The 20,665-nt window shown below is 69.2% G+C and carries 19 protein-coding genes; 9 read left to right on the top strand and 10 right to left on the bottom strand.

All coding sequences use genetic code 11. The annotated features are described in order from the left end of the window. Window positions 1-56 precede the first annotated feature (56 nt). The gene (locus tag SD37_RS16400) at window positions 57-992 is read left to right on the top strand and encodes an SEFIR domain-containing protein (protein ID WP_065912847.1); all 936 of its coding nucleotides are present in this window, start codon (window positions 57-59) and stop codon (window positions 990-992) included. A gap of 74 nt (window positions 993-1,066) precedes the next feature. Here the strand turns inward: SD37_RS16400 and shbA are convergent, their stop codons facing one another. Genes shbA through SD37_RS43120 form a run of 3 tightly spaced genes read right to left on the bottom strand, consistent with a single transcriptional unit; the run spans window position 1,067 to window position 2,382 of the window. Continuing rightward, complete coding sequence (gene shbA / locus SD37_RS16395) at window positions 1,067-1,717, bottom strand: RNA polymerase sigma factor ShbA (protein WP_044850677.1); 651 nt, start codon at window positions 1,715-1,717, stop codon at window positions 1,067-1,069. 4 nt (window positions 1,718-1,721) lie between these two features. Beyond that, window positions 1,722-2,156, bottom strand: a complete 435-nt coding sequence (locus tag SD37_RS43125; protein WP_044850678.1) for a hypothetical protein — start codon at window positions 2,154-2,156, stop codon at window positions 1,722-1,724. A gap of 16 nt (window positions 2,157-2,172) precedes the next feature. Beyond that, complete coding sequence (locus SD37_RS43120; RefSeq protein WP_167369643.1) at window positions 2,173-2,382, bottom strand: hypothetical protein; 210 nt, start codon at window positions 2,380-2,382, stop codon at window positions 2,173-2,175. A 29-nt stretch (window positions 2,383-2,411) separates the two neighbouring features. Here SD37_RS43120 and SD37_RS42655 point away from each other — a divergent pair, with 29 nt between their 5' ends. Together SD37_RS42655 and SD37_RS16380 are read left to right on the top strand one after the other, a co-directional pair. Continuing rightward, window positions 2,412-5,228 carry a tetratricopeptide repeat protein gene (locus tag SD37_RS42655; RefSeq protein ID WP_052674851.1) on the top strand — a complete coding sequence of 939 codons (2,817 nt, stop codon included), beginning with the start codon at window positions 2,412-2,414 and terminating at the stop codon, window positions 5,226-5,228. A gap of 3 nt (window positions 5,229-5,231) precedes the next feature. Then, on the top strand, window positions 5,232-6,824 hold the full coding sequence (locus tag SD37_RS16380; protein ID WP_044850679.1) for a protein kinase domain-containing protein: 1,593 nt from the start codon (window positions 5,232-5,234) through the stop codon (window positions 6,822-6,824). A 22-nt stretch (window positions 6,825-6,846) separates the two neighbouring features. On the opposite strand, the gene SD37_RS16375 is transcribed toward SD37_RS16380, so the two are convergent. Beyond that, window positions 6,847-7,836, bottom strand: coding sequence for a hypothetical protein (locus SD37_RS16375; RefSeq protein ID WP_145926637.1), 990 nt, complete (start codon window positions 7,834-7,836; stop codon window positions 6,847-6,849). A 263-nt stretch (window positions 7,837-8,099) separates the two neighbouring features. On the opposite strand from SD37_RS16375, the gene SD37_RS43115 reads away from it, so the two are divergent. The 4 genes from SD37_RS43115 (at window position 8,100) to SD37_RS16360 (ending at window position 12,647) form a co-directional block, all read left to right on the top strand. Next, the gene (locus tag SD37_RS43115) at window positions 8,100-8,258 is read left to right on the top strand and encodes a hypothetical protein (RefSeq protein WP_167369642.1); all 159 of its coding nucleotides are present in this window, start codon (window positions 8,100-8,102) and stop codon (window positions 8,256-8,258) included. 202 nt (window positions 8,259-8,460) lie between these two features. Then, the gene (locus tag SD37_RS16370) at window positions 8,461-10,641 is read left to right on the top strand and encodes a helix-turn-helix domain-containing protein (RefSeq protein ID WP_044850768.1); all 2,181 of its coding nucleotides are present in this window, start codon (window positions 8,461-8,463) and stop codon (window positions 10,639-10,641) included. A 261-nt stretch (window positions 10,642-10,902) separates the two neighbouring features. Next, complete coding sequence (locus tag SD37_RS16365; RefSeq protein WP_052674852.1) at window positions 10,903-11,304, top strand: STAS domain-containing protein; 402 nt, start codon at window positions 10,903-10,905, stop codon at window positions 11,302-11,304. Between the two features lie 98 nt (window positions 11,305-11,402). After that, a complete protein-coding gene (locus SD37_RS16360; protein WP_044850769.1) occupies window positions 11,403-12,647 on the top strand; it encodes a PucR family transcriptional regulator in 1,245 nt (414 codons plus the stop codon). A gap of 1 nt (window position 12,648) precedes the next feature. Here the strand turns inward: SD37_RS16360 and SD37_RS16355 are convergent, their stop codons facing one another. Then, window positions 12,649-12,924: an STAS domain-containing protein gene (locus SD37_RS16355; protein WP_236725384.1), complete on the bottom strand. Its 276-nt coding sequence runs from the start codon at window positions 12,922-12,924 to the stop codon at window positions 12,649-12,651. Window positions 12,925-13,124: 200 nt separating this feature from the next. Here SD37_RS16355 and SD37_RS16350 point away from each other — a divergent pair, with 200 nt between their 5' ends. Next, a complete protein-coding gene (locus SD37_RS16350) occupies window positions 13,125-14,051 on the top strand; it encodes a universal stress protein (protein WP_044850682.1) in 927 nt (308 codons plus the stop codon). Between the two features lie 184 nt (window positions 14,052-14,235). Here the strand turns inward: SD37_RS16350 and SD37_RS16345 are convergent, their stop codons facing one another. After that, window positions 14,236-14,595 (bottom strand): hypothetical protein, encoded by a 360-nt coding sequence (locus tag SD37_RS16345; RefSeq protein WP_044850683.1) that lies wholly within the window; start codon window positions 14,593-14,595, stop codon window positions 14,236-14,238. A 71-nt stretch (window positions 14,596-14,666) separates the two neighbouring features. Here SD37_RS16345 and SD37_RS16340 point away from each other — a divergent pair, with 71 nt between their 5' ends. Continuing rightward, window positions 14,667-15,749: a carboxylate-amine ligase gene (locus SD37_RS16340; RefSeq protein ID WP_044850684.1), complete on the top strand. Its 1,083-nt coding sequence runs from the start codon at window positions 14,667-14,669 to the stop codon at window positions 15,747-15,749. A gap of 10 nt (window positions 15,750-15,759) precedes the next feature. Here the strand turns inward: SD37_RS16340 and SD37_RS16335 are convergent, their stop codons facing one another. From SD37_RS16335 to SD37_RS16320, 4 genes are all read right to left on the bottom strand, one after another. Next, window positions 15,760-16,206, bottom strand: coding sequence for a DUF6098 family protein (locus SD37_RS16335; RefSeq protein ID WP_044850685.1), 447 nt, complete (start codon window positions 16,204-16,206; stop codon window positions 15,760-15,762). A 156-nt stretch (window positions 16,207-16,362) separates the two neighbouring features. Beyond that, window positions 16,363-17,271, bottom strand: coding sequence for an alpha/beta hydrolase fold domain-containing protein (locus tag SD37_RS16330; RefSeq protein WP_044850686.1), 909 nt, complete (start codon window positions 17,269-17,271; stop codon window positions 16,363-16,365). Further along, window positions 17,258-19,282, bottom strand: coding sequence for a CocE/NonD family hydrolase (locus tag SD37_RS16325; protein WP_044850687.1), 2,025 nt, complete (start codon window positions 19,280-19,282; stop codon window positions 17,258-17,260). Before SD37_RS16325 ends, SD37_RS16330 begins: the two co-directional genes overlap by 14 nt. Window positions 19,283-19,285: 3 nt before the next feature. Further along, window positions 19,286-20,584: an ATP-grasp domain-containing protein gene (locus tag SD37_RS16320; protein ID WP_044850688.1), complete on the bottom strand. Its 1,299-nt coding sequence runs from the start codon at window positions 20,582-20,584 to the stop codon at window positions 19,286-19,288. Window positions 20,585-20,665: the final 81 nt, after the last annotated feature.

Below are 20,665 nucleotides of genomic sequence, written 5' to 3'. Positions count from 1 at the left end.
GCGCGATCGTCAACAATGCGACCCACCCGCGTTCCCTTCTCAAGCCAGGAGTGCCGATGGCCGACAACGAGGCGCCGCACGTGTTCGTCACTTACGCACACGATTCACCGGAACACAAGGAGCGGGTCCGCCTCTTCGCGGATTTCCTGCACAGCAGGATCGGCCTGGAAGTACACCTCGACCAATGGGACGACGGTGAACGTCGGGACTGGTCTTTGTGGGCGTTGGAGCACCTCGACACGGCGAATTTCGTAGTGGTCGTCGCTTCTCCGGAATACAAACGCCGTGCCGAGGGAACGGCGGCGCCCGACGAAGGGCGGGGGTCCCAGTTCGAGGCCGCGCGGATCCGTGACCGGCTGACCCGGGACCTCGGCCGCGAGATCAAGCGGGTGCTCCCGGTCGTGTTCCCCCAGCAGTCCATCGAGGACATCCCGAACTTCCTCAACCCCTACTCCACCACGAGATACCCCATCGAGGCGTTCACCGAGGAGGGCGTGGAGGACCTGCTGGCCGCGATCACCGGCAGGGCCCGGCATCAACGGCCCGAGCGCGGGCCATGGCGCGGCGGCTCGGTGAGCGCGGCCGGCCCCCGCCGGTGTTCGCTCGCGACCGGCGTGCCCTGGCGGGCCTGCAGCCCGCAGGTCAGGACGGAGGGGGCGCGGATCAACGATGTGCACTACACGGACAGCATCGTCTTGCGGGCGGCGGAGCGACTCGCCTTCGTCGAGGTCGACCTCGGAATGGCCTACCGAAGGCTGACCGCGGTGGCCGGCGTCCTCGACGACGCCGTCGAACCCTTCCAGGTAGGACACTTCCGCGTTCTCCTCGACGGAAGACCTTCGCCCGAGATCAAGGTGGCACTGGGGAAACCGGCGACGATCGACGTCGACGTCACCGGCGTGCTGACACTGCGGCTGGAGTTCCACCGCCAGGGCACCACCGACGCCAAGTGGCTGCCGGAACTGGCCTGGGGCGATCCCACCTTGGAATAGCCCACAGCTGGTCGTGAGTGGTAAGTGTCGTTAGAACGACACTTACCACTCACGACCAGCTGTACCGACCAGCCTCAGAAGTCCTCCTCCCGCTGTGCCAGTTCGCGGAGCTTCACCAGCGCCCGGTGCTGCTTGACCCGCACGTTCCCCGGGCTGAGCCCGAGGGCGGCCGCGGTCTCGGTGGCCGTCATGCCGACGACGATCCGCAGGGTGAGCACTTCCTGCTGCAGTCGCGGAAGCGTGGCGACCAGCTTGCCGAGCCGGACGCCGAGGTCGACGCCGAGCAGGTGGCTCTCCGGTTCGTTGCTGACCGGGCCTGCCTCCGGCAGTTCCGGTACGGGATCGGACCGGTCACGGGACACGGCGCGGAAGGCGTCGGCGACCTTGTTCGCCGCGATCGCCCGGACGAGGTAGATGAACGAGCCGCCCCGGTCTTCGTACGACGGCAGCATCTTGAACACCGCGAGGCAGACTTCCTGCGCGACGTCGTCGGCCGACAGATACGAAAGATCGCGGCCGCCCATGCGCGCGCGGCAGTAGCGCACCAGCGCCGGCTTCACGACGGCCAGCAACGCGTGGACCGCAGCCGGATCCCCGGTCTTCGCCGCGACGACGAGCGGATCGAGGACCTCCTTGGTCATCCGGCCCGACGGGCGCGGCGCGGTCCGCAAGGTGGTGTAGCCCTTGACGTCGTCGGCGACCGGGCGGGTGTCGATGGTCGTCATCGGGTCAGCCCATCACTTTCGCACTGGAATCGAGCCGCCGGACCTGCGCGATGAAGGCGTTCATCCGCCATCGCAGGGTGTATGCCTTCGCAGTGCCACCGAAAGCCTTCTTCTCGTGGAGGATCGCGGCCACTTCACCGATCGTGCGCCCATTCGCCTCGGAAATCCGCAGGGAGATCTGCTGCCGGATTCCGGCGGGCATGGCGGACTCGGCGATCATCGGATTTCCGTCGTCCGCGATCGACCAGCCGTTCCTCGCGACCTTTTTCTTGAAGACGTGCCGCAGCTGCTGCCCGCTCAACGTCGTTTCCACGCGCCGCGGCCGGAAACCGTGTCTCTTGAAGGCGGAGTAGCCGAGGTACACGACGATGATCACGGCGACGATCAGGGCGCTGGTCGCGCTGTTCCCCTCACTCGCGGCTCCAGTGGCGATTCCCATGCTCTCTCCCGGGCGTTCACGGTTCGAATACCCGGTAATCGAGCGACCCGGCCATCATGTTGCGGATCGCGATTCCTTGTCCTCGTTTTGTCCGTTGCCGAAATTCCCGCCATGCCGACTTCTCGGCGGAATCCACCGAAAGACCGGCCAAAACAAGGACAGTTCTTCGTATCGGCGCGATCGCCGGTAGCGAAATCGCGTCCGCGGTCGATCCTTGCGCAGGCATACCGACACGATCACTGGGAGAGAGAGCAGATGACGGATCCCGACCCTGGCCTGTCCGATGCCCGAAGCTCGGATCGTTTCGACGTCTTCCTGTGTTTCACCAGAGCCGATCCCGACGGCGCGGCGCGGGTCGTCGAGCTCGAAGCGGCGCTTCGTGACGCGGGGCTCCGTGTCTTCCGGGACACCGTCATCGACGAGTTCGCACCGATCACCCGCGAACTCGCCGACGCGATCGCCGGCTCGCGCGTCCTGCTGGTGTACTACTCCCGGATCCTTCCGACCCGCTATGCCTGTCAATGGGAACTGACCGCGGCCTTCGTCGCCGCCAGGCGCCACGGCGCTCCGGCGGACCGCGTGCTCGCCATCAATCCGGATCCCGACAGCGCTCACCTCGCGCCCGTCGAACTCGCCGACGCCAAGTTCTTCACCGGCCCGGTCACCCGGGAGACCCTGCCCGCCCTGGTCGAGCGGGTCGTGCGCAAGGTGGCCGAGGCCGGCCATCCCCTCGGTGCCCGGAACCGGGCGCCCGGACGGCGGCCCCCGGCCAGGACGGTCGGGAGATACCGGGAACTCTGGGCCGTGCACAGTGGCCTCCACGCCGCCGAATACCCGGGCATGACACCGTATTCCCGGCCGGTGGTGATGGTGCGCGGCCTGCCTGGTGTGGGCAAGACCGCGCTGGCGGAGCAATACGCCTACCTCTTCCACGACGCCTTCGACGGCGGCGTGATCCGGCTGGGCCCGTTCGGGCATCACGCTCCCGAAGAGGTGCTTTCGCAGTTCCACCTCGCTCTGGCCCGGGTCGCCGGTGACCGGCTGGGCACCGACGTGTCCGGTATGGACCTCGACCGGCTGCGCGATCACGTCGCCGAACGGATCGGCAAGGACGGCAAGCGGGTCCTCGTCCTCATCGACGATGTTCCGTCCGGGCTCCCGCCGAACGTCCTCGACCGGTTGCTGCTCCCCACGTCCGAAGTGGCCACGCTGCTCACCAGCCGGGTGCGGCATTCCCCTTGGGACGTCGCGGCGGTCGACCTCACCGGGTTGTCACCGGAGGAAGGACTCCGGCTGTTCAGCGAATACCGTGTGCCCGCAGATGACGCCGAACGGGAAGCGGTGCTACGTCTCGTCGAGCGTTGCGGCGGACATCCGATCACGGTGCGCGCCGACGCGTTGAGCGTCCGGCACCTCCCGGGGCCGCTCGACGACGCCTCCCTCGCCTCTCACCCGGACACCGCCCCGCCCGCGATCCGTGCCCTGCTCGCCGGATTCGGCAGGCTCACCTCCGGCATCGTCCGGCTGGGCGCCTTGCTGGCCCCGGTCCCCTTTCCCCTCGGCTTCGCCCGTGACGTTCTCCGATTCGCCGACGAACGCACTTTCGCGGAGGCCGTCGACGAGCTGGTGACGCGCTGCGCCGCCTCCCGGGTGGAGGGCGGACTGCAACTGCAACCACTCGTGGCGGAGGTGGCCAGGACCGGCCTCGACCCGGGCGATCTGCCGGAGGCCGCGGCGGAAGCCTTGCTACGGCTGCTTTCCGACGAGCGTGCCGAGTATCGGGACTTCCTCCTCCAGCATGCCCGCGCCCTCGCCGAACGCACTTCGGCGGCACTCCGTGTCCGGCTGCTGCGCCCGATCGCGGCCGCTCACGAAAAGCAGGGGGATCCGCTGGCGGCGGGGGAAATCCACGCCATGATCCTGACCACCGAGGATGCGACGAGCACGGATTTCACGACAGCGGCGCGAGTGGAGATCGCCTGCGGGCTCTACCCGGAGGCCACCCGGCACGCCCGGCGCGCGCTGCTGCTGGCGGGCACCGAGGACGAGCGGTACGCGGCCAGGCTGATCGCCGCACAGGCACTCGACTGCCAGGGCGACTACGCCGCCGCCGAACGGACGTTCTGGCAGCAGTACGCCGGACGATTCCCGAGCCGCCGCGAAGACCGGTTGCCCGCGGTCGTGGCGAGCGCCCAGGCGTGGCGCCTGCGTGGCCGCCCCCGGGAGGCCGTCACCGCACTCGAAGCGATCTTGCCGGAGCTCCACGACGCCCCGCCCGGGCCGCTGCGCGACGACCTCCTGCCTTCGGCCTTGCTCGAATACGCCCGCGCTCTGCTGCTCGACGGCCATCCCCGGCGGGCGCGCCAGGTCGCGGCGGAGGTGATCGCTTCCTTTCACCACGCCGGCCGGGAACGGCACTTCCGGTGTACCGAAGCCGAATTGCTGCAGGCGGAGGCGATGGTCACCCTCGATCTGCGCGACCTCCACCCGGAACGCACCGATTGGGAGCGCTCCGCCACCGAGCTGCGTGAACTCGAAAGCACGTACGGAAAACGCTACGGCGCCGAGAATCCGCTGACCCTGACCGTCGCGGTCTTGGCCGATCGCGCGCTTCTGGCGCTGGGGCGGCCGAAACAGGCCTTACGCGTGCTGAGCGCGACCGAGCAGACCGTGGTGCGCGTCCTCGGCGGCGAACACCAGCTGCGGTACCGGATCAGGCACGGCATGGCGCTGGCACACGGGCAGCTGCGCGAGTTCGGGCGCCAGGCCGACCTCCTCGAAGACATCCTCCAACCCCAGATCCGGCTGCTGGGCCTGACCCACCCGGAAACCCTGGAAAGCAGACTCGACCTCGGTATCGCACTGGCCTTCAGCGGCCGCGGCCAGTACCGGCGCGCCACGGAACTGGTCGACGGCGCGGCGGACGACATCGTCGCCGCGCTCGGCATCGCGACCGAACTGTCGACGAAGGCCATCGCGGCGAAACGGGTGATCCGGCTCCCCGGACCCCTCGTCTCCGCGCTGTTCACGGCCGAACGGCTGTTCGGTACGGGTAAGAAGAAGGGCGAATGACTCATGGAAGGTGAACTGGCCGGGCGCTACCGGCTGGGCGAATCGCTGGGCGGCGGCCCGGCGGGAGAGGTCTTCGCCGCCACCGGGCCGGACGGCGAGGACTACGCGATCAAGCTGCTGCCCGTCGGCCCCGCACCGGATTCTTCGCTGCTCGCGGGCTTCCTCCGTGCCCAGTCCCAGCTCGTCGGTCTGCGGCATCCCAACCTGGTGGTCCTGCACGACGTCCTCGTCGAGGACGGGGTCATCGCGCTGGTCCAGGATCGCGTGCCCGGTGGATCGCTGCGGCAGTGGCTCGACACCGCGGGCACCCTGCTCCCGGCGGAGCTGGCCAGGATCGGCGCGGGTATCGCGTCGGCCCTGCACGAGTTGCACTCGCTCGGGATCGTCCACGGGGCCGTCGAACCCGCCAACATCCTCATGGACGACACCGGTTCGGTGCGGATACCCCGCCTGTCGGACACGGCCACGTCGCTGCTCGAACCCCGGGCGCCGGGGAGCACTTCCCTGCTCGCGGCTTCGGCGTACGCGGCACCCGAGGCAGGCGAAAGCGGCACCGCCGCCGACCTCTACGCGCTCGGCGTGCTGCTCTACGAGCTGTACTGCGGGGTCACGCCGTTCGTGCCCGGATTCGTCCGGGCCGCCGACGAAGGACCGGGACGGCCGGGTCAGCTGCCGGAGCCACTGTGGGACCTGATCCGGCTGCTCCTGGCCTTCGATCCGTCATTCCGGCCGACGGCGGACCGAACGGCCGCCGTGCTCCGCGCGATGGCGCCCGACCTCCTCGGCGTGCCGGTCGGGCAGCGGCTCGACCGGCCGCCACGGCCCGAATCGGCGAAAGACCGGCAAGACAGCCTTCCACCCTCGTTCCTGATCGGAGACCAGATGTACGGCGAGCAGTTGTACAGTCCCCCGCCCCGGCGAAGGAGACGGTGGGTGCCGATCGCTCTCGCCACCACCGTGGTCGCCGCCGGGGCCATCACCACCGTGGCCCTGACCGGCACTTCGCCGTCGCCCGGTCCGCAGGCGGCCGCACCGGTGCCCACGACGACGGTGCAGGTCACGGCTCCGCCGTCGTCGGCACCGGGCAGTACCGCCCAGGCGGCGGTGAGCACGTCGACGTCCGCTCCGCCGGGTTCGCCTTCCCTGCCGGCCGAGCGCTACCTGACCGAACTGGCCCCGGTGCGGGGTTCGTTCGACTCCGGCCAGCAGACCGGCGCGATCGCGGGCAAGACCTACCTGCACACCCTGGCCACCCGGGTCTACGAGTGCGACGGCGCCGACTTCGCCGAATACAACCTTTCCAAGGGTTTCCGGCGGCTCGTCGCTTCGGCGGGCCTCGACGACAACTCGCCGGACTCGACGCTCAAAGTGCAACTGGAGATCTTCGGGGACAACCGCAAACTGCTCTCGACCACGCTCGAGCTGAACAAGATGGTGCCGATCGACCTCGACCTCACCGGCGTGCTCCGGCTCAAGATCGGCTGGCAACCGGTGAAATCCGGGGAGTGCGGAGCGTCGGGCAACCATCTCGACCTCGGTGAGGCCAAAGTGCTCGGACTGCCCGAGGAGATGCCGCCGCCCACCACCACGGGCTGACCCGCCCTGGCCTGCCCGGCCGTCAGTTCGCCGAGCCGGGCAAGCCGGGTCCCGGGGATTTCCAGCGCACACCGTAGGCGAATCCCGGCGTGAGGTTCCGGAACTGCACGTGGATCTCTCCGGAAGCGTCCGGCGTCAAGAGGGTCCCCCGCGCCGCGTCGTCACTCGCGTCGTCCTGGAAAACCCGCTCCAGTCGCACGATTTCCCCCGGGATCGGCAGGTCGAACCGGACGTGCAGATCGAACCGGTCGACCGGATGCCGCGGAACGCAGACGAAATGCGGATGCGTGAAGGCCGCTCTGAACCGCATCGCGGTTTCATGCTTGTCGTGCCGCTGAAGCGGTGTGGGTAATTGTAACGACATGCCGACCCGGTCGGTGGACTCCATCACGCGACCGGCGAGACGTCCACCGTGGAACACGTCGACCCGGAGAGCGTCGGCGCCGATCGCTTCACCCTGATAGACCGAGTCGGTCAGGGTGAGCGCGAGATCCAGCTCGGCGATGTCGTCCGCGTCCGCGACGATCCGGCGGAATTCGAAAACCTCGGGCACGGGCTGATCGAGCGCCAGTGTCACCCGCAACTCCTCGGTGTGCCACCGCTTGCTCGGCTGGGCCGATTCGGTCTCGTCGGATTCTCTTGTGGACGCCGCGGCGACCTCCGCGAGCCGTTCCAGGCCTTCGTCGATGCGACGGCGCGCGGTCCGGTCGTCGCGCTCGAGGTATCTGGCCAGCCAGCGCACGCGGTCCTGATAGAAGGGCTTCGTCGCCTCCGGGTGCAGCCCGAACGCGGCCAGCACCGCGGTGCGCAGATCCTCGGGCAGCGAACGCGTCCACTCGGAGAGGCATTCGGTCGTTCTTCTCCTGATCTCCGCGTTTTCGTCGTCATCGGCCATACCGCAGGCCGCGCGCAACGCGGGTCCGGCACGGTCGGCGAGCTGAGGTGCCGAAATTCCCCTGCCCCGCCGGAGCAGCTTCAATTCACCGGCCAGGTCCGCGGCGCTGATGTTCACCAGTCCTCCCCTAGTGGTTCAAGCACGGTGGTCAATAGTCGTCAGCACGGACGCCCGTGTCCAGCCGGTCACGGCGGTATATCGCCGATCGTTATTCAGGGTTTTCCTTTCCCGCTCATACGGGAAACAGGAAACTCCTTGTCGCGCCCAGGTGGGCATCGCATTCTTGGTGAGCCGCCACGATTTCGCGGCGAATAACACCCGAACCAGCGGTTTTCCCGCGTTGTCGAGTGCTGCCCTGGCACGCCCCAGAAGGAGTCGGAATGAAGGTCGAGTGCTCGTTTTCGCTGCTCGTACGGCTGGCTTTCTGGCTGTGGGTGGTGGCGCTCCTCATCGGAGTGGTGCTCGGCGGCGCGTCGGGAACCGCGTCCGCGAACCCGGTCGAACCCGTGGTCGCCATGCACGGAAAGGAGGTGGACTGACCATGCAGACCCACGCCATCGGCCTGATCCTGGCCCTGCTCGGCCTCGTTTTCGGCTGAGGACGACGATGATCCACGACCACGGGCTGTGCGCGCAGCCGCCGGCCGGGTCCGCGGACCCGGCCGGCGCCCCGGTGGAAAAAGGACGGTGCCGGGGCACTGTCCACACGGCCATACTGATCCTCCGACGAGGATGGGTGCTGATGAACGAGAGAGCCACGTTCGGAGCGGAGCTGAGACGCCGCCGCAGAGCGGCGGGCATCTCCCTGACCGAACTCGCCGCTCGCACCCACTACAGCAAGGGCTATCTCAGCAAGGTCGAAACCGGGCTCTCCGCACCGAAACCCGCACTCGCCTCGTTGTGCGAAGCCGAACTCGGCGTGGACGGGGTGCTGACCCCACTGCTGCCCGCCGAACCGCCACGGCGCAGGACACGCCCCGACGTGCGGCCGTCCGGGTTACCACCGGCGACGTCCTCCTTCACCGGCCGGACAACGGAACTGCGGGCGATCCGGGCGGCGCTGGAAACCGACGGCGGCGTCTGCGTCGTGTCCGGCATGGGCGGTGTCGGCAAGACGGCACTCGCGGTCCGGTGCGCGCACCGGCTGGAATCCGGATTCGCCGACGGCTGCCTGTTCATCGACCTGCGCGGCCACGAGTCCGGCGAACCCACCACCGTGCACGACAGACTGTTGCGCCTGCTCGGCGTTCCGGCGGACCGCATCCCCGCCGATCCGGACGACCGCGCGGCGCTGTACCGCTCCCGGCTTCGCGGTCGCAGTCTTCTCCTGGTGCTGGACAACGCGATCAACGCGGCGCAAGTGCGCCCGCTGCTGCCCGCCGAACCGAAGTGCCGTGTGCTGATCACCAGCAGATCCAGGCTGAGCGCGCTCGACGACGCCGAGCACGTCTCGCTGGACATGCTCCCGCTCGCCGCGGCTGTCGACCTTTTCACCACCGTCACCGGGGTTCCCGGCAGCGCCGCCGTCACCCGGGTGGTCCAACGATGCGGCAGGCTCCCGCTCGCGATCCGCATCGCCGCGGCGAGGTTCCGCGCGCATCCGGCCTGGGACGTCGCGGAACTAGAACGGCGCCTGGACGACGAAAGCGCCCGCCTCGGCGAACTGGACGACGGTGAACGCACACTCGCCGCGGCCTTCCAACTGTCGGTACGGCAACTCAGCGCCGCCGAAGCGAGACTCTTCGGTTTGCTCACCGTCCACCCCGGAACCGACGTCGACATCCAGACCGCGAGCGCGCTGAGCGCCCTTTCGCTCCGGGAGACCGATCGTTTACTGGATCGTCTTCACGAAGCCCATCTCATCACCCAGCCCGAACCCGATCGATACGGATTCCACGACTTGCTGCACGCTTTCGCGGCTGAATTCGTACTCACCGACGCGGAGGACGAAATGAAAGCGTTCAGCAGGCTCACCGCTTTCGCGGTACGGAGCGCCGCTCACGCCGACAAGGAACTCACCCCGCACCGCTTCGTCCCGGAGATCACCTTCGACCCGGGACTCCCGGAACCGGCCCGGCTGGACGACAGCGAAATGGCGATGTCCTGGTTCCGCACCGAATGGCCGGGGCTGGTCGCCCTGTGCCGGAAGGCGGGCGAGCGCGGTGAGCACGAGCGGTGCTGGCAGCTGGCCTTCTTCCTGCGCGACTTCTTCTTCGTCGCCAAGCTCTGGGACCCGTGGCTGGAGACCCATCGCTGGGCACGCGCGTCCGCCGAGGCGATCGGGGACACGTGGGCACTGGCCACCACCACGGCCAACCTGGGCGTCGCGTTCGTCGATCGCGGCGACCTCGACGAAGCGTCGGAGTGCTACGGCGAGGCACTCGCCCTCTTCCGGCGTATCGGCGACGGCCACGGGGAGAGCACGGCGCTGGCGCACAGCGGCTGGGCCGACCACTACCGGGGCAAGCACCACGACGCGCTCCGGGATCTCCGGCAGGCGCGGGCGTTCTACCTCCGTGACGGCAACCGCCGCAACGCCGCGATCACCGGCCGTGGGATCGCGCTGGCGCTGACCGCGCTCGGGCGGTCCGCCGAGGCCGCCGAGATGGCCATCGAAACGCTGTCCGTCTTCGACGAGCTCCGGCTGGACCTCGACGCCGCGATGGCCCTCAACTGCGCGGGCTGGGCCTGGTACCACGCGGGGCGCCACGACCTCGCCGCCTCGGCCTATCGCGCCGCCGCGGACCGGGCGGAGGCCTGCGGAAGCTCCTACGAAACCGCGCGCGCCTACCTGGGTCTCGGCAACGTGGCCGCGGCCGAAGGTTCCGCCGCGCTGGCGGCCGACCTGTGGGGCCGGGCCGACGAGATCCACCCCGACCTCGACCGGGTCATGGTCGGCGAGGCCCGGGCACGGCTGCCGTGACCGCCGGTCCTGAGGGAGCCGAAGGGGACTTTCCCCGCATGCGACGCGAGGAAAGCTCCCTTCGCCGCGTGAGATGAGGGGAAGGGGCCCTTCGGCTCCCGCCGACGGGAGCAGCGGGCTGCTCGCTCATCCGGCGGTTCGGGTCGCGGGGCTGCTACGGTTGACTCGTCGCGGTTCAGACACCAGCCGCCGGGTCCCTTCTTTCGGGTCCGGCATGCCCTCTGGGCGTCAGCCGGTCCCCCATACCGGCAAGGAGTCAACTTGACCGACTATCGCGCGCCCGCCGCTTACCCGCCCCGTACAACCCGGAGATTCGTGTCCCCTCTCGACATCTCGGTCACCGCGTCCGACACCGACACGGTTGTCACCGTTTCCGGTGAAATCGATCTCGCCGTCTCCGACAGCCTGCGGCGGAGCCTGGAGGAGGAACTCCGGTTCACCCCGGCGGCGTTGATCGCGGACCTGTCCAAGGTCACCTTCTGTGATTCATCCGGTTTCACCGCTTTTGTCCAGATCAGGGCGAAGGCTGAAGAGGCAGGGGTCCCGTTCATCCTGGTCACCCAGGAAAGGGCCTTGCTGCGCCCGATGTCGCTCCTCGGGCTCGACGCCGTCTTCAACGTGCACCCGACCCTCGATTCGGCCAGGGACTCGCTCACGCACTGACTCCGGATCCCCGAGCCCCCGCTTTCCTGCCAGGTGAGCGGCCTCGGGGAGGCGCGCACCACGCGCTACGACGCCGTCCGGCTGTCATGATGGCCGCTGTGACGGCTGACAAGGATCCCGGATTCCGTATCGGCGGACGGCCATTGGCGGAACGGCTGACCGAGGTCCTGCCGTCGCTCGCGAAGACGGTTCTCGCCGAGATCGTCTCCCGGATCCCGGAATACGGCCACCTGCCCGCCGAGGAACTCAGCGGCGACATCACGCACGTGATCGAGCAGAACCTGCGGTCGTTCATCGACACTCTGCGCACCGGGGCGACGCCCACCCAGCGGGAACTCGACTTCCTCCGCGAATCCGCCGCCCGGCGCGCGGAAGAGGGTATCCCCATCGACATCGTCCTCACCGCGTATCACATCGGCATCCAGGCGGTCTGGGCGTCGCTGACGCCGGACGCGCGCCCCGAGGAGGTCGCCGACGTCCTGGCCGTCAACGCGCTCACGTTGCGCTACCTCGAAGTCGTCACGCCCGCGGTCGGAGCGGGATACCTCGACGAACGCCAGACGATGTTCGACGACGAGCGTTCGGCTCGGCATACGGTGCTTTCCGCCCTGCTCGACGGCGAACCGGCCGACGTCGCCGCGGGACAGGCGGGTCTGCGCCTGCCACCGTGCTACATCGTCCTCGCGGCGTCGATCGGGGCGCATCCCGACGAGGAGGCCAACGGCGTCGATCCGCTGGTCGCGGGGCGCCGGAAACTCCGGCGGCTGCGGGTCGAACTGGAACGGCAGATCCGGGGCACGGTCCTGACCTCGCTCACCCCGGAGGGCGGGATCGCCTTGCTGCCGCACGAAACCGCGGCCGAGGAACTGTCCACGGGCGACTGGTCGCGATTGGAGCGAATACTCGCCGACGTCGCCCGCACGGCGGGCGCGGAAGTCACCGCCGCGGCGGCGGCCGCCGGGCCGTCCCACGTGCCCGCTGCGGCGAAACTGGCGCAGGACGTGCTCGCGGTCGCGACCGGCGCGGGCAGGCCGCCGGGACTCTACCGGCTCGACGACGTCCTGCTCGAATACCAGCTGTCGCGTCCCGGCCCGGCCCTCGACCGGCTGGCCACCCGGCTGGAACCCTTGAACGGCAACGAGGAACTCCTGCAGACGCTGGAGACGTTCCTGCGCCACGGCGGACGCAGGCAGACCGCGGCCGCCGTCGGCGTCCATCCCAACACCGTCGACTACCGGCTGCGCCGGATCGCCGAGCTGACCGGGCTGGACCCCACCCGGCTCGAGCACATCGCCCTGCTGAGCGCGGCGCTCGCCGCCCGTTCGGCCGCCGCCCGGGACTGACTCACGACTTCTCCAGGGTCCGGAGGGTGACGTCGTCACAGAGATCCAGCAGGCGGCGCACCGAACAGCACGCGCCGGGAAAGACATAGAAGCGGGTTCCCGTCTCGTCCCCGAGCAAATGCGCCCGCTGCAGGACCCGGACGCCGGCCGCGCCGAAGAAGCCGACCTCGGACAGATCGACGATCAGTTTCGCGCCGTTGCCGTGCGGCCGTTCGCTGAGCAGTTCCCACAACCGTGGGGCGGTGCCGAGATCGACTTCGCCGCCGACCTCGACCACGGCGGTTCCCCGTGTCGGCCTGCGTACCCGCAGCCGTAGCCGCCCCGGCGCTCCTTCCGCCGTGTGGGTCGTGCACAGGGAGGTCATACCTCGAAATACCCAGGCCCCGCAGGGGATGAACCAGGCGCACGACCGTCGCGGCACCGCTGCTTGGGAACCGCGCGGAACGGGTACCCGGAAGCCATCGGGAGGTGGTGGCGATGTCCGCTGCGCAGACCGGGGCGGGCCCGGTGGTGGTCGGCTTCGACGGTTCGCCCGAGGCGCGCCGGGCCGTCCGGTGGGCGCTCGCCGAGGCGAAGAACCGGCGATGTGGCCTGGTGCTGGGGTATTGCGCGAGGGATCGTCTGCCGCCGCCCGGCGCCGATCCGGTGGCCACGCCGCTCGCGGAAGCCGTTCCGGAAGCCGCCGACGAGGCGGCCGCGGTGGAACCGGCGCGACGGCAGCTCGACGCGATGGCCGAAACGATCCAGCGCACCGACCCGGACGTCGACGTCCGGACGATCGTCCGCGGCGGGACGCCGGAGGCGGTGCTGACCTCGATCGCCGACGAGACGGACGCCGCGATGATCGTCCTGGGCGAGTCCCACGCCGGTGTCTTCACCCGCGCGGTCGTGGGATCGACCGAAGCCGAGGTGACCAAAGCGGCCGGGCGGCCGGTCATCGTCGTCCGCGGGGACGAACCCCTCCCGGGCGGGCCGGTGGTGCTCGGCACCGACGGTTCGGAACAGAGTTCCCCCGCCGCGGGTTTCGCCTTCGACTTCGCGGCCCGTCACGGGCTGGCCGTGCACGCGGTCCATGTGGCGCGGCTTCCGGTCTGGGGCCCGACGAGCGAGCCACTGCTCGGCGGCCCGATCCTCGATCCGGCGCCCGGGGTGCCGCAGGAGGTCTCCGACGAGCTGATCGCCCGCCAGCTGACCCCTTGGCGGGAGCGCTATCCGCAGGTTTCCGTGGAGGTCGTGCACGACATCGGGCCTGCCGGCCAGGCCCTGACCGGGCAATCCACCGACGCTGCCCTGCTGGTGCTCGGCCGGAGCGACCACGGCGCGCTGCGACGGCTGCTGCTCGGCTCGGTCAGCGACGACGCCCTCCACCACGCGCGCTGCCCGGTCGCGGTGGTGCGCGCGTAGAGCACTCCCGCGTTTAGTCCTCTGGATGCGGCCACCCTCGCCCCAGATGGTCACTCGCTGTGGCTGGCGGCGCGTGAATATTACCGCTAGTGAGGGCTGAAGGTAAGCGAGCGTGGATCTGCCCCATCCCGCCGACGCGGAGCTGAAGTCGGTCCGGGTGGTCGCCCGGAAGTGACGCGCGTGTTCACCGGGCGGTGAGTTCGCCGAGCATCCTCTGCGAGGTCCGCAGTTCCTCGGCCATGAGGAGGCCGCCCGCCCGCGCCTGTACCAGCGCACGGCCGACATCGGCCACCTTGTCCCACGCCTCGCCCGCCGCCTCGGCCGAGCCGAGTTCGCCGGACAGCAGCTGTTCCTCCAGCTGGTCCTGCAGGCCCGGGAGCACATGCGCGAGGTCGTCGGTCAGCTGCCTCAGCGCGCCGAGAGTGCGGAAGAGGTCGGCGGGTGAGTCGGCCCCGCCCTCCCGTACGCGCCGGTACAGCCGGCGCACGACGGTTCCGGCCTGCGCGGCCAGCAGATACGGCGGCTCCGCCGACATGGGTTCCATGCCGTCGCATACCCGGTCGCGCGCCGCGGAAAACACGTTTGCCCAGGGCATACCCCGGGTATTTGCGGCGAGTGAAAGACGACGTACTGACGTTCGGTATCGAGGAAGAGTTCTTCGTGGTGGGCCGGGACGGCCACCTGTCCCAGACGGGCGACGTCGTCGTCGACGCGGCGGACGAGGACGAAGGCGAGCTTCAGCACGAACTCACCCGCTCGCAGGCCGAATCGGCCACCGGCATCTGCACCACGCACGAGGAGGCCGTGCGGCAGCTGCGGAACCTGCGCGCGGATCTGGCGAAGGCCGCCGCCCGGCGCGGCTGCCGGCTGCTGCCGTGCGGCAGCAGCCCGCTGGCGGAAAGCGAACTCCCGGCGATCACGCCGAATCCGCGCTACGAACGGATGGCCGAGCATTTCGGTGCCACCGCGCGGACCTCGCACACCTGCGGCTGCCACGTCCATATCGCCATCCCCGACCGCGAGACCGGCATCCGGGTGATCGCCCGCGTCCGCCCGTGGTTGCCCGCCCTCCTGACGGTCACCGCGAACTCCGCCATCTGCGACGGTTACGACACCAGCTACAGCAGCTGGCGGTACCAGCAGTGGAGCCGGTGGCCTTCGGCCGGGCCGCCGCCGGCGTTCACGTCGCTGGACCACTACGAAAGCATCGTGGACGGCTGGCTGCGCGCGGGCGCGATCCTCGATCGCCAGATGATCTATTGGGACGTGAGGCTTTCCGAGAAACAGCCGACGCTGGAGTTCCGGTTCGCCGACGTCGCCGCCACTCCCGAGGAGGCGGGACTGCTCGGAGCGTTGATCCGCGGCGTGGTCGCCACGATCCTCGGCTCGGACGAACGGCCGGCCGACCTGTCCAACGAGGTCCTGCGAGCACACCTTTGGCGTGCTTCACGGGAGGGACTTTCCGGCCGCTGCCCCCATCCCCGGACCGGCGACCTCGCTCCCGCCACGGAGGTGCTCGACGACGTCGTGGCCTTCGCGGCCGGCGCGCTCAAGGAGAACGGCGACCACGACTTCCTCCGGGACGGCTGTGCCCGGCTCGTCGAAGGGGGCTGCGGCGCCGACCGGCAGCGCGCCCGGTTCGCCGAACGGAAACGTGCCGAGGACGTCGTCGATCTGCTGGCCGTCCGGGCGGGGTGACCGGCGGCGTTCAGATCCGGTCGAGTTCCGGCGGGCGGCGCAGCGGACCCCATTCGGCTTCGTCCTTCGCGTGAGCGCGCAGCAGGTTCCGCGCTTCGGTCAACACCGCCGTGGAGATACGGGCGACGGGCTCCGGATCGGTGAGCAACGGCTCGTTGTCCGGTCCGGAGCCGACGACCCTGCCCGCCAGGACCCACGGTTTCGTCCCGCGACGCCGTTCGTGCCGCAAGTGGCAGTAGTCGTAGAGCCTCCTGGCCAGCCACAGTTCCAGCGGCTGATCGCGCCACCACGGTTCAGGATCGAGGGGATTCACCGACAGTCCGGGCAGTTCCGCGCCGGTGAGCTCGTCACGGCTGGTGCCCGGCCGGTGTTCCGGCGACGGCGCCCAGCGCACGTAAAGGTCTTCCCGCCGTCGTACCAGGTCGGCGAGTTCCCCCAAGGAGGTCACTTCCCGCATCGAGCACTCCACAAATGGAAACGGTGACCGGCGCGCCGGCGTCCCTGCTCCGCCGGGGCTGCCCACGCCGGTCCACCTCGCGGCCGGTGGACGCACAACCTCGCTACGCCGGCCGCTCTTCTCCGGATACCCGTTCAGACCGCCGATACACCGGATTCAGCGGCGATCGACGAGATGGGCGATCTCTTCGACGGCGAGTGCCGCCTCCGGGATCGCGGCGATCATCCACGCGTGGATCATCCCTTCGAATTCGCGGTAGCCGAGCCGCACGCCCTGTTCTGTGCAGAGCGTCCGCAGTCGCCGCGCGTCGGTGAGCAGGACGTCGCGGGTCCCGACGTAGGCCGTCAGGTTCCCCAGCCCGGTGAGATCGCCGGAAAGCGGGCTGAGGCGGGGATCCGTCCGTGGCAACGGCCCGCTGTAGAGCCGCGCGGCCTCGTTCAGCCCGGTGAGCGCGAGGTACGGATCGCGCCGGTCCAGCGCGGGCTGCGCCGGATGGCTCATCGTGAGATCCAGCCACGGTGAAAGGAGCACGGTCTCCTTCGGCACGGGACGCCCGCTGTCGCGCAGCGACTTCACGAGTTCGAGCGCGATGCCGGCGCCCGCTGAGTCGCCCATCACGACCTGCTCCTCCGGCTGGAGCCCGGCGGCGAACTTGTCGTAGGCCCGCCTCACGAACTCGACGGTCTCCGGACAGTGGTGGGCCGGCGCCAGCGGGTAGATCGGCACGGTCACCGTACAGCCGGTGCGGGAGATCAGCCGCCCGAAGAACTTCCAGTGATCGTGCTGGATCTGGTGCACGTACGCGCCGCCGTGGAAGTACAGCACCTGCTTGCCGATCCCGGCGTCGTGCGGCCGGACCGTGTAGCACGGCCTTCCATCCACCTCGGACTCACGGACGTCGAACCGGCGGCGGATCGACCGGCTGGGCCCGGTGTGCCCCTCGCGCTGGCTGCGTTCGATGCTCTTCCGGAAGCGGTCGATGTCGGCGTAGGTGCGCTTCCGGTTGGTCAGCCGCAACCAGGCGTACAACGCCTTGGCGCGCAGGCTTGTCTCAGACGTGGTCACGGGGAACCGTCCGATGCCAGTTGCGGGAGAACACCCTTCGTTCGCCCTCGTACCCGTCGAGCTGGGCGTCGATGACGAATTCGGTGGGGGTACAGGAAACCCGGGTGCTGGTCTCGGACCTCGCTTCCCAGTCGCCGCGGGCGAAGGTGATCGACCACGAGGTTTCCGCGACAGGGGAACAGAAGTCGTCCGCCACCCACGAGTAGCGTTCCAGCACGTTCCTCGTGACTTCGAGATCGATGTCGTCGAAGCGGACCTTGCCCTCGTTCTTCACGATGTCGAGCGCGGACCGGTAGTCGATCAGGTCACGGGAGACGGTCCAGCGTTGCTCGCCGGGTTCGAGTTGCGTGGCGGGCAACGGTTCCGTGCCTTCGGGCTCGTCGAACGGACGGGCGGGCACCTCGTCGGCTTCGGCCATCGGCCGGACCGGGAGGGTGAGCGTGCTCTGTCCGGTGTGGACGGTCACCATCGTCGGTTCCGGCGACGGCCAGGCCAGCGGCCAGTACGACGAAGAGAGTGACAGCCGGATCCGGTGCCCGGCGGGGAAGGCCTGCGCGACCGCGTTGAGTTCGATCCGCACCCGGTAGCGTTTCCCGGGCTCCACCGGTTCCGGATCGTCGTGCCCGTCGCGATGGGTCAGGTTCAGCAGGCCGTAGGTCACCCGCGTCGCCCGGCCGTCCGGCGCGACGTCGGACAGGCGGGCGGCGACCATCGCCACCGGCTTGTCCGCGGAGACTTCCAGCTCCACGACCGGTGAACCGAGGATTTCGCACGGTTCGGTGAGTTCGTCGGTGTCGAAGACGAGCGAACCGCCGTCCTCTTCCCGCTGGTCGTACGGCAGGTCGGGCGGCGCGCTGTAGGAAGCCCACTTCCCCGCGAACTGGCCGACCGACAGCGGCGAGGAAACGGACAGCCGCTCCTCCGGCACCTCTTCGCCCGGCCGGGCGATCCGGTGCCGCGCGAGCCGGTGCTCCGACGGGTGGACATGCGGCGACGGCCACGAAGGCTCCCCCACCCAGCGGCCGGGCCGGTCCTCGTAGGACGTGGACGGCGGCACGCTGTCCTGCATCCAGGTCTGGAGCATCGGCCCGTCCATGACGCCGTTCTCGACGTCCTTGAGCCAGTGGTCCCACCAGCGGACCAGTTCCTGCAGGTACCCGATGGCCGGCCCGGGCTGCCCCAGGTGCGGGTACTTGTGCGACCACGGCCCGATCAGCCCGCGGCGCGGGACGTCGAGGTTGGCCAGCAGGCGGGAGACGGCGTTCGAATAGCCGTCGGCCCAGCCGCTGGAGGCGAGCACCGGCACCTGGATGTCGCTGTAGTTCTCGCAGACCGACGCGTGCCGCCAGTAGTCGTCCCGACGCTGGTGGCCCAGCCATTCGCCGATCCACAGGCTGCAGTTCTCCAGCCGTTCGAACCACAGGTCACGCCACCGCTCCCCCGCCAGCGCGGGGTCGGGCGGCAACGTGCTGTAGGCGAACATGGTCGAAGCCTCGGCGACGTTGTCCGAGAGCAGGCAGCCGCCCATGTAGTGAATGTCGTCGGCGTACCGGTCGTCGGTGAAGGACGAGATCGCGATCGCGGCGAGGCCGGGTGGTTTGCGCGCGGCGGTCTGCAGCGCGGCGAACCCGCCCCAGGAGATGCCCATCATCCCCGTCCTGCCGGTGCACCACGGCTGCGCCGCGATCCACTCGAGGACCTCTTCCGCGTCGAGCTGCTCCCGTTCGAGGTACTCGTCGGCGAGCACGCCTTCCGACTCCCCCGAACCACGGATGTCCACGCGGACACAGGCGTACCCGTGGCCCGCCAGATACGGATGGTGGACCGAGTCCCGCACCGACGTCAGATCGCGGTGGCGGTACGGGATGTACTCCAGGATCGCGGGCACCGGCTCGGTGTCCGAGGCGACCGGGCGCCAGATCCTGGCCGACAGCCTGATCCCATCGGACATCGGGATCCAGACATGGTCGTCCTCCGTGATCTCGTACGGCAGCGAAGCCACCGTCCGCATGGGCTATCCCTCCTCGAATTCGAACCGCAGCGCTTCGGTGCACCGGCGGTACTTGTGCTCCATCTCCCGCTCGGTCTGCGCCGCGACGAAGAGATGAGCGAGTTCGTAGCTGTAGCTGTCCTGTGCCGGGAGATCCGAAAGCCGCATGCCCTTCTCCGGCACGATCTCGATCTTCACGCCGGGGATCTCGGCCTCCAGGTCGGCGATTTCGGCGCGGGTGGGGACCCGCGTGACCATCCCGTCCTCGAAGCGGCGGTAGTACCACTTGCCCGCGATCTGGTAGTCCCCTCGATGCCGCCGCTCGCCGGGATCCTCGCCGAGCCCGAGTTTCACCATGATCTGGTGGTTCGCCAAGCCGTCGACGTATTCGAACAGCTCGGCGTGGGACTGCGAATGCCGCGGGTTGATCTCCAGCAGGCAGGCTTGCCCAGATTCGGGATGACAGAAGAACTCGATGCTGAACGTGGCGTTGTCGAAACCGATCTGCTTCATCACCAGTTCCGAGATCTCCTTCATCCGCCGGACGGAGTCGTCGGGCAGCTGCGACGGGTACTGGTGTCTCTGAAAGCACGGCGTGTCGGGATAGTTGATCGAATCGAGCGCGCCGTACACGGTCACCTGTCCGTTGTGGACATACCCTTCGGTCGCGGCCTGGACGCCGCTGAGCGCGCCTTCCGCCAGGCAGGCCGCTCCGCCGGCGTCGGCCACCGCGGCGGGCAGCTCGACCTTGCCGAGGATGTGGTCGAACGGTTTCCCGACGCGGTCGACCCCGGCGCGGATCTCGGCGACGGCCTTGGCGAACTCGGCGTCGTCCGCGACATGGAACGCCAGTTCGGAGGAAAACGACTTCACCGGCTTGAGCCACATGGGGTAATCCACGCCCTCCGGTGGCGCCGGATCCTCGTCGTCCAGATCGACGATGCCGAAGTCGGGCAGCTCGTCGATCACCTTCGCCTGTTCGAGCCTGCTCCAGTACTTGTGTTCGCATTTGAGCACGGCTTCGAGCGGGACACCGGGCAGCCCGTACTTCTCGCACAGCATCGCCACCATCGTCGACGCCGGGAAGTCCCAGTAGCTGACGATGGCGTCGATCGTGCCGTCGAAGGCGTCCAGCTGCCGTTGTGCCTTCTCCATGAGTTCGAGGATCGGGATCTCCCCGTACTGGAGTTCCTCGACCGACAGCAACTGGTGGAAGCGGTACCGGTCCGCGCCCGGAACGCGCCGCAGCACCTCCTCGTTGCTCTCGTCCAGACCGATCACGAAGATGTTCTTTTCCTCGGGGGACCTAGGACCTGTGTTCATGGACGGCGGCTACCCGGATCCCGGAGCCCGAAAACCCCGCGGTCGCTGGTTTGCCCATGTTGTCGCGCGGGAATCCGGGCG

This window comes from Amycolatopsis orientalis (genome assembly GCF_000943515.2).
Lineage (GTDB): Bacteria > Actinomycetota > Actinomycetes > Mycobacteriales > Pseudonocardiaceae > Amycolatopsis > Amycolatopsis orientalis.
Note: the sequence above shows the minus strand (reverse complement) of the source record. Positions and strands in the feature narration are given on the sequence as shown.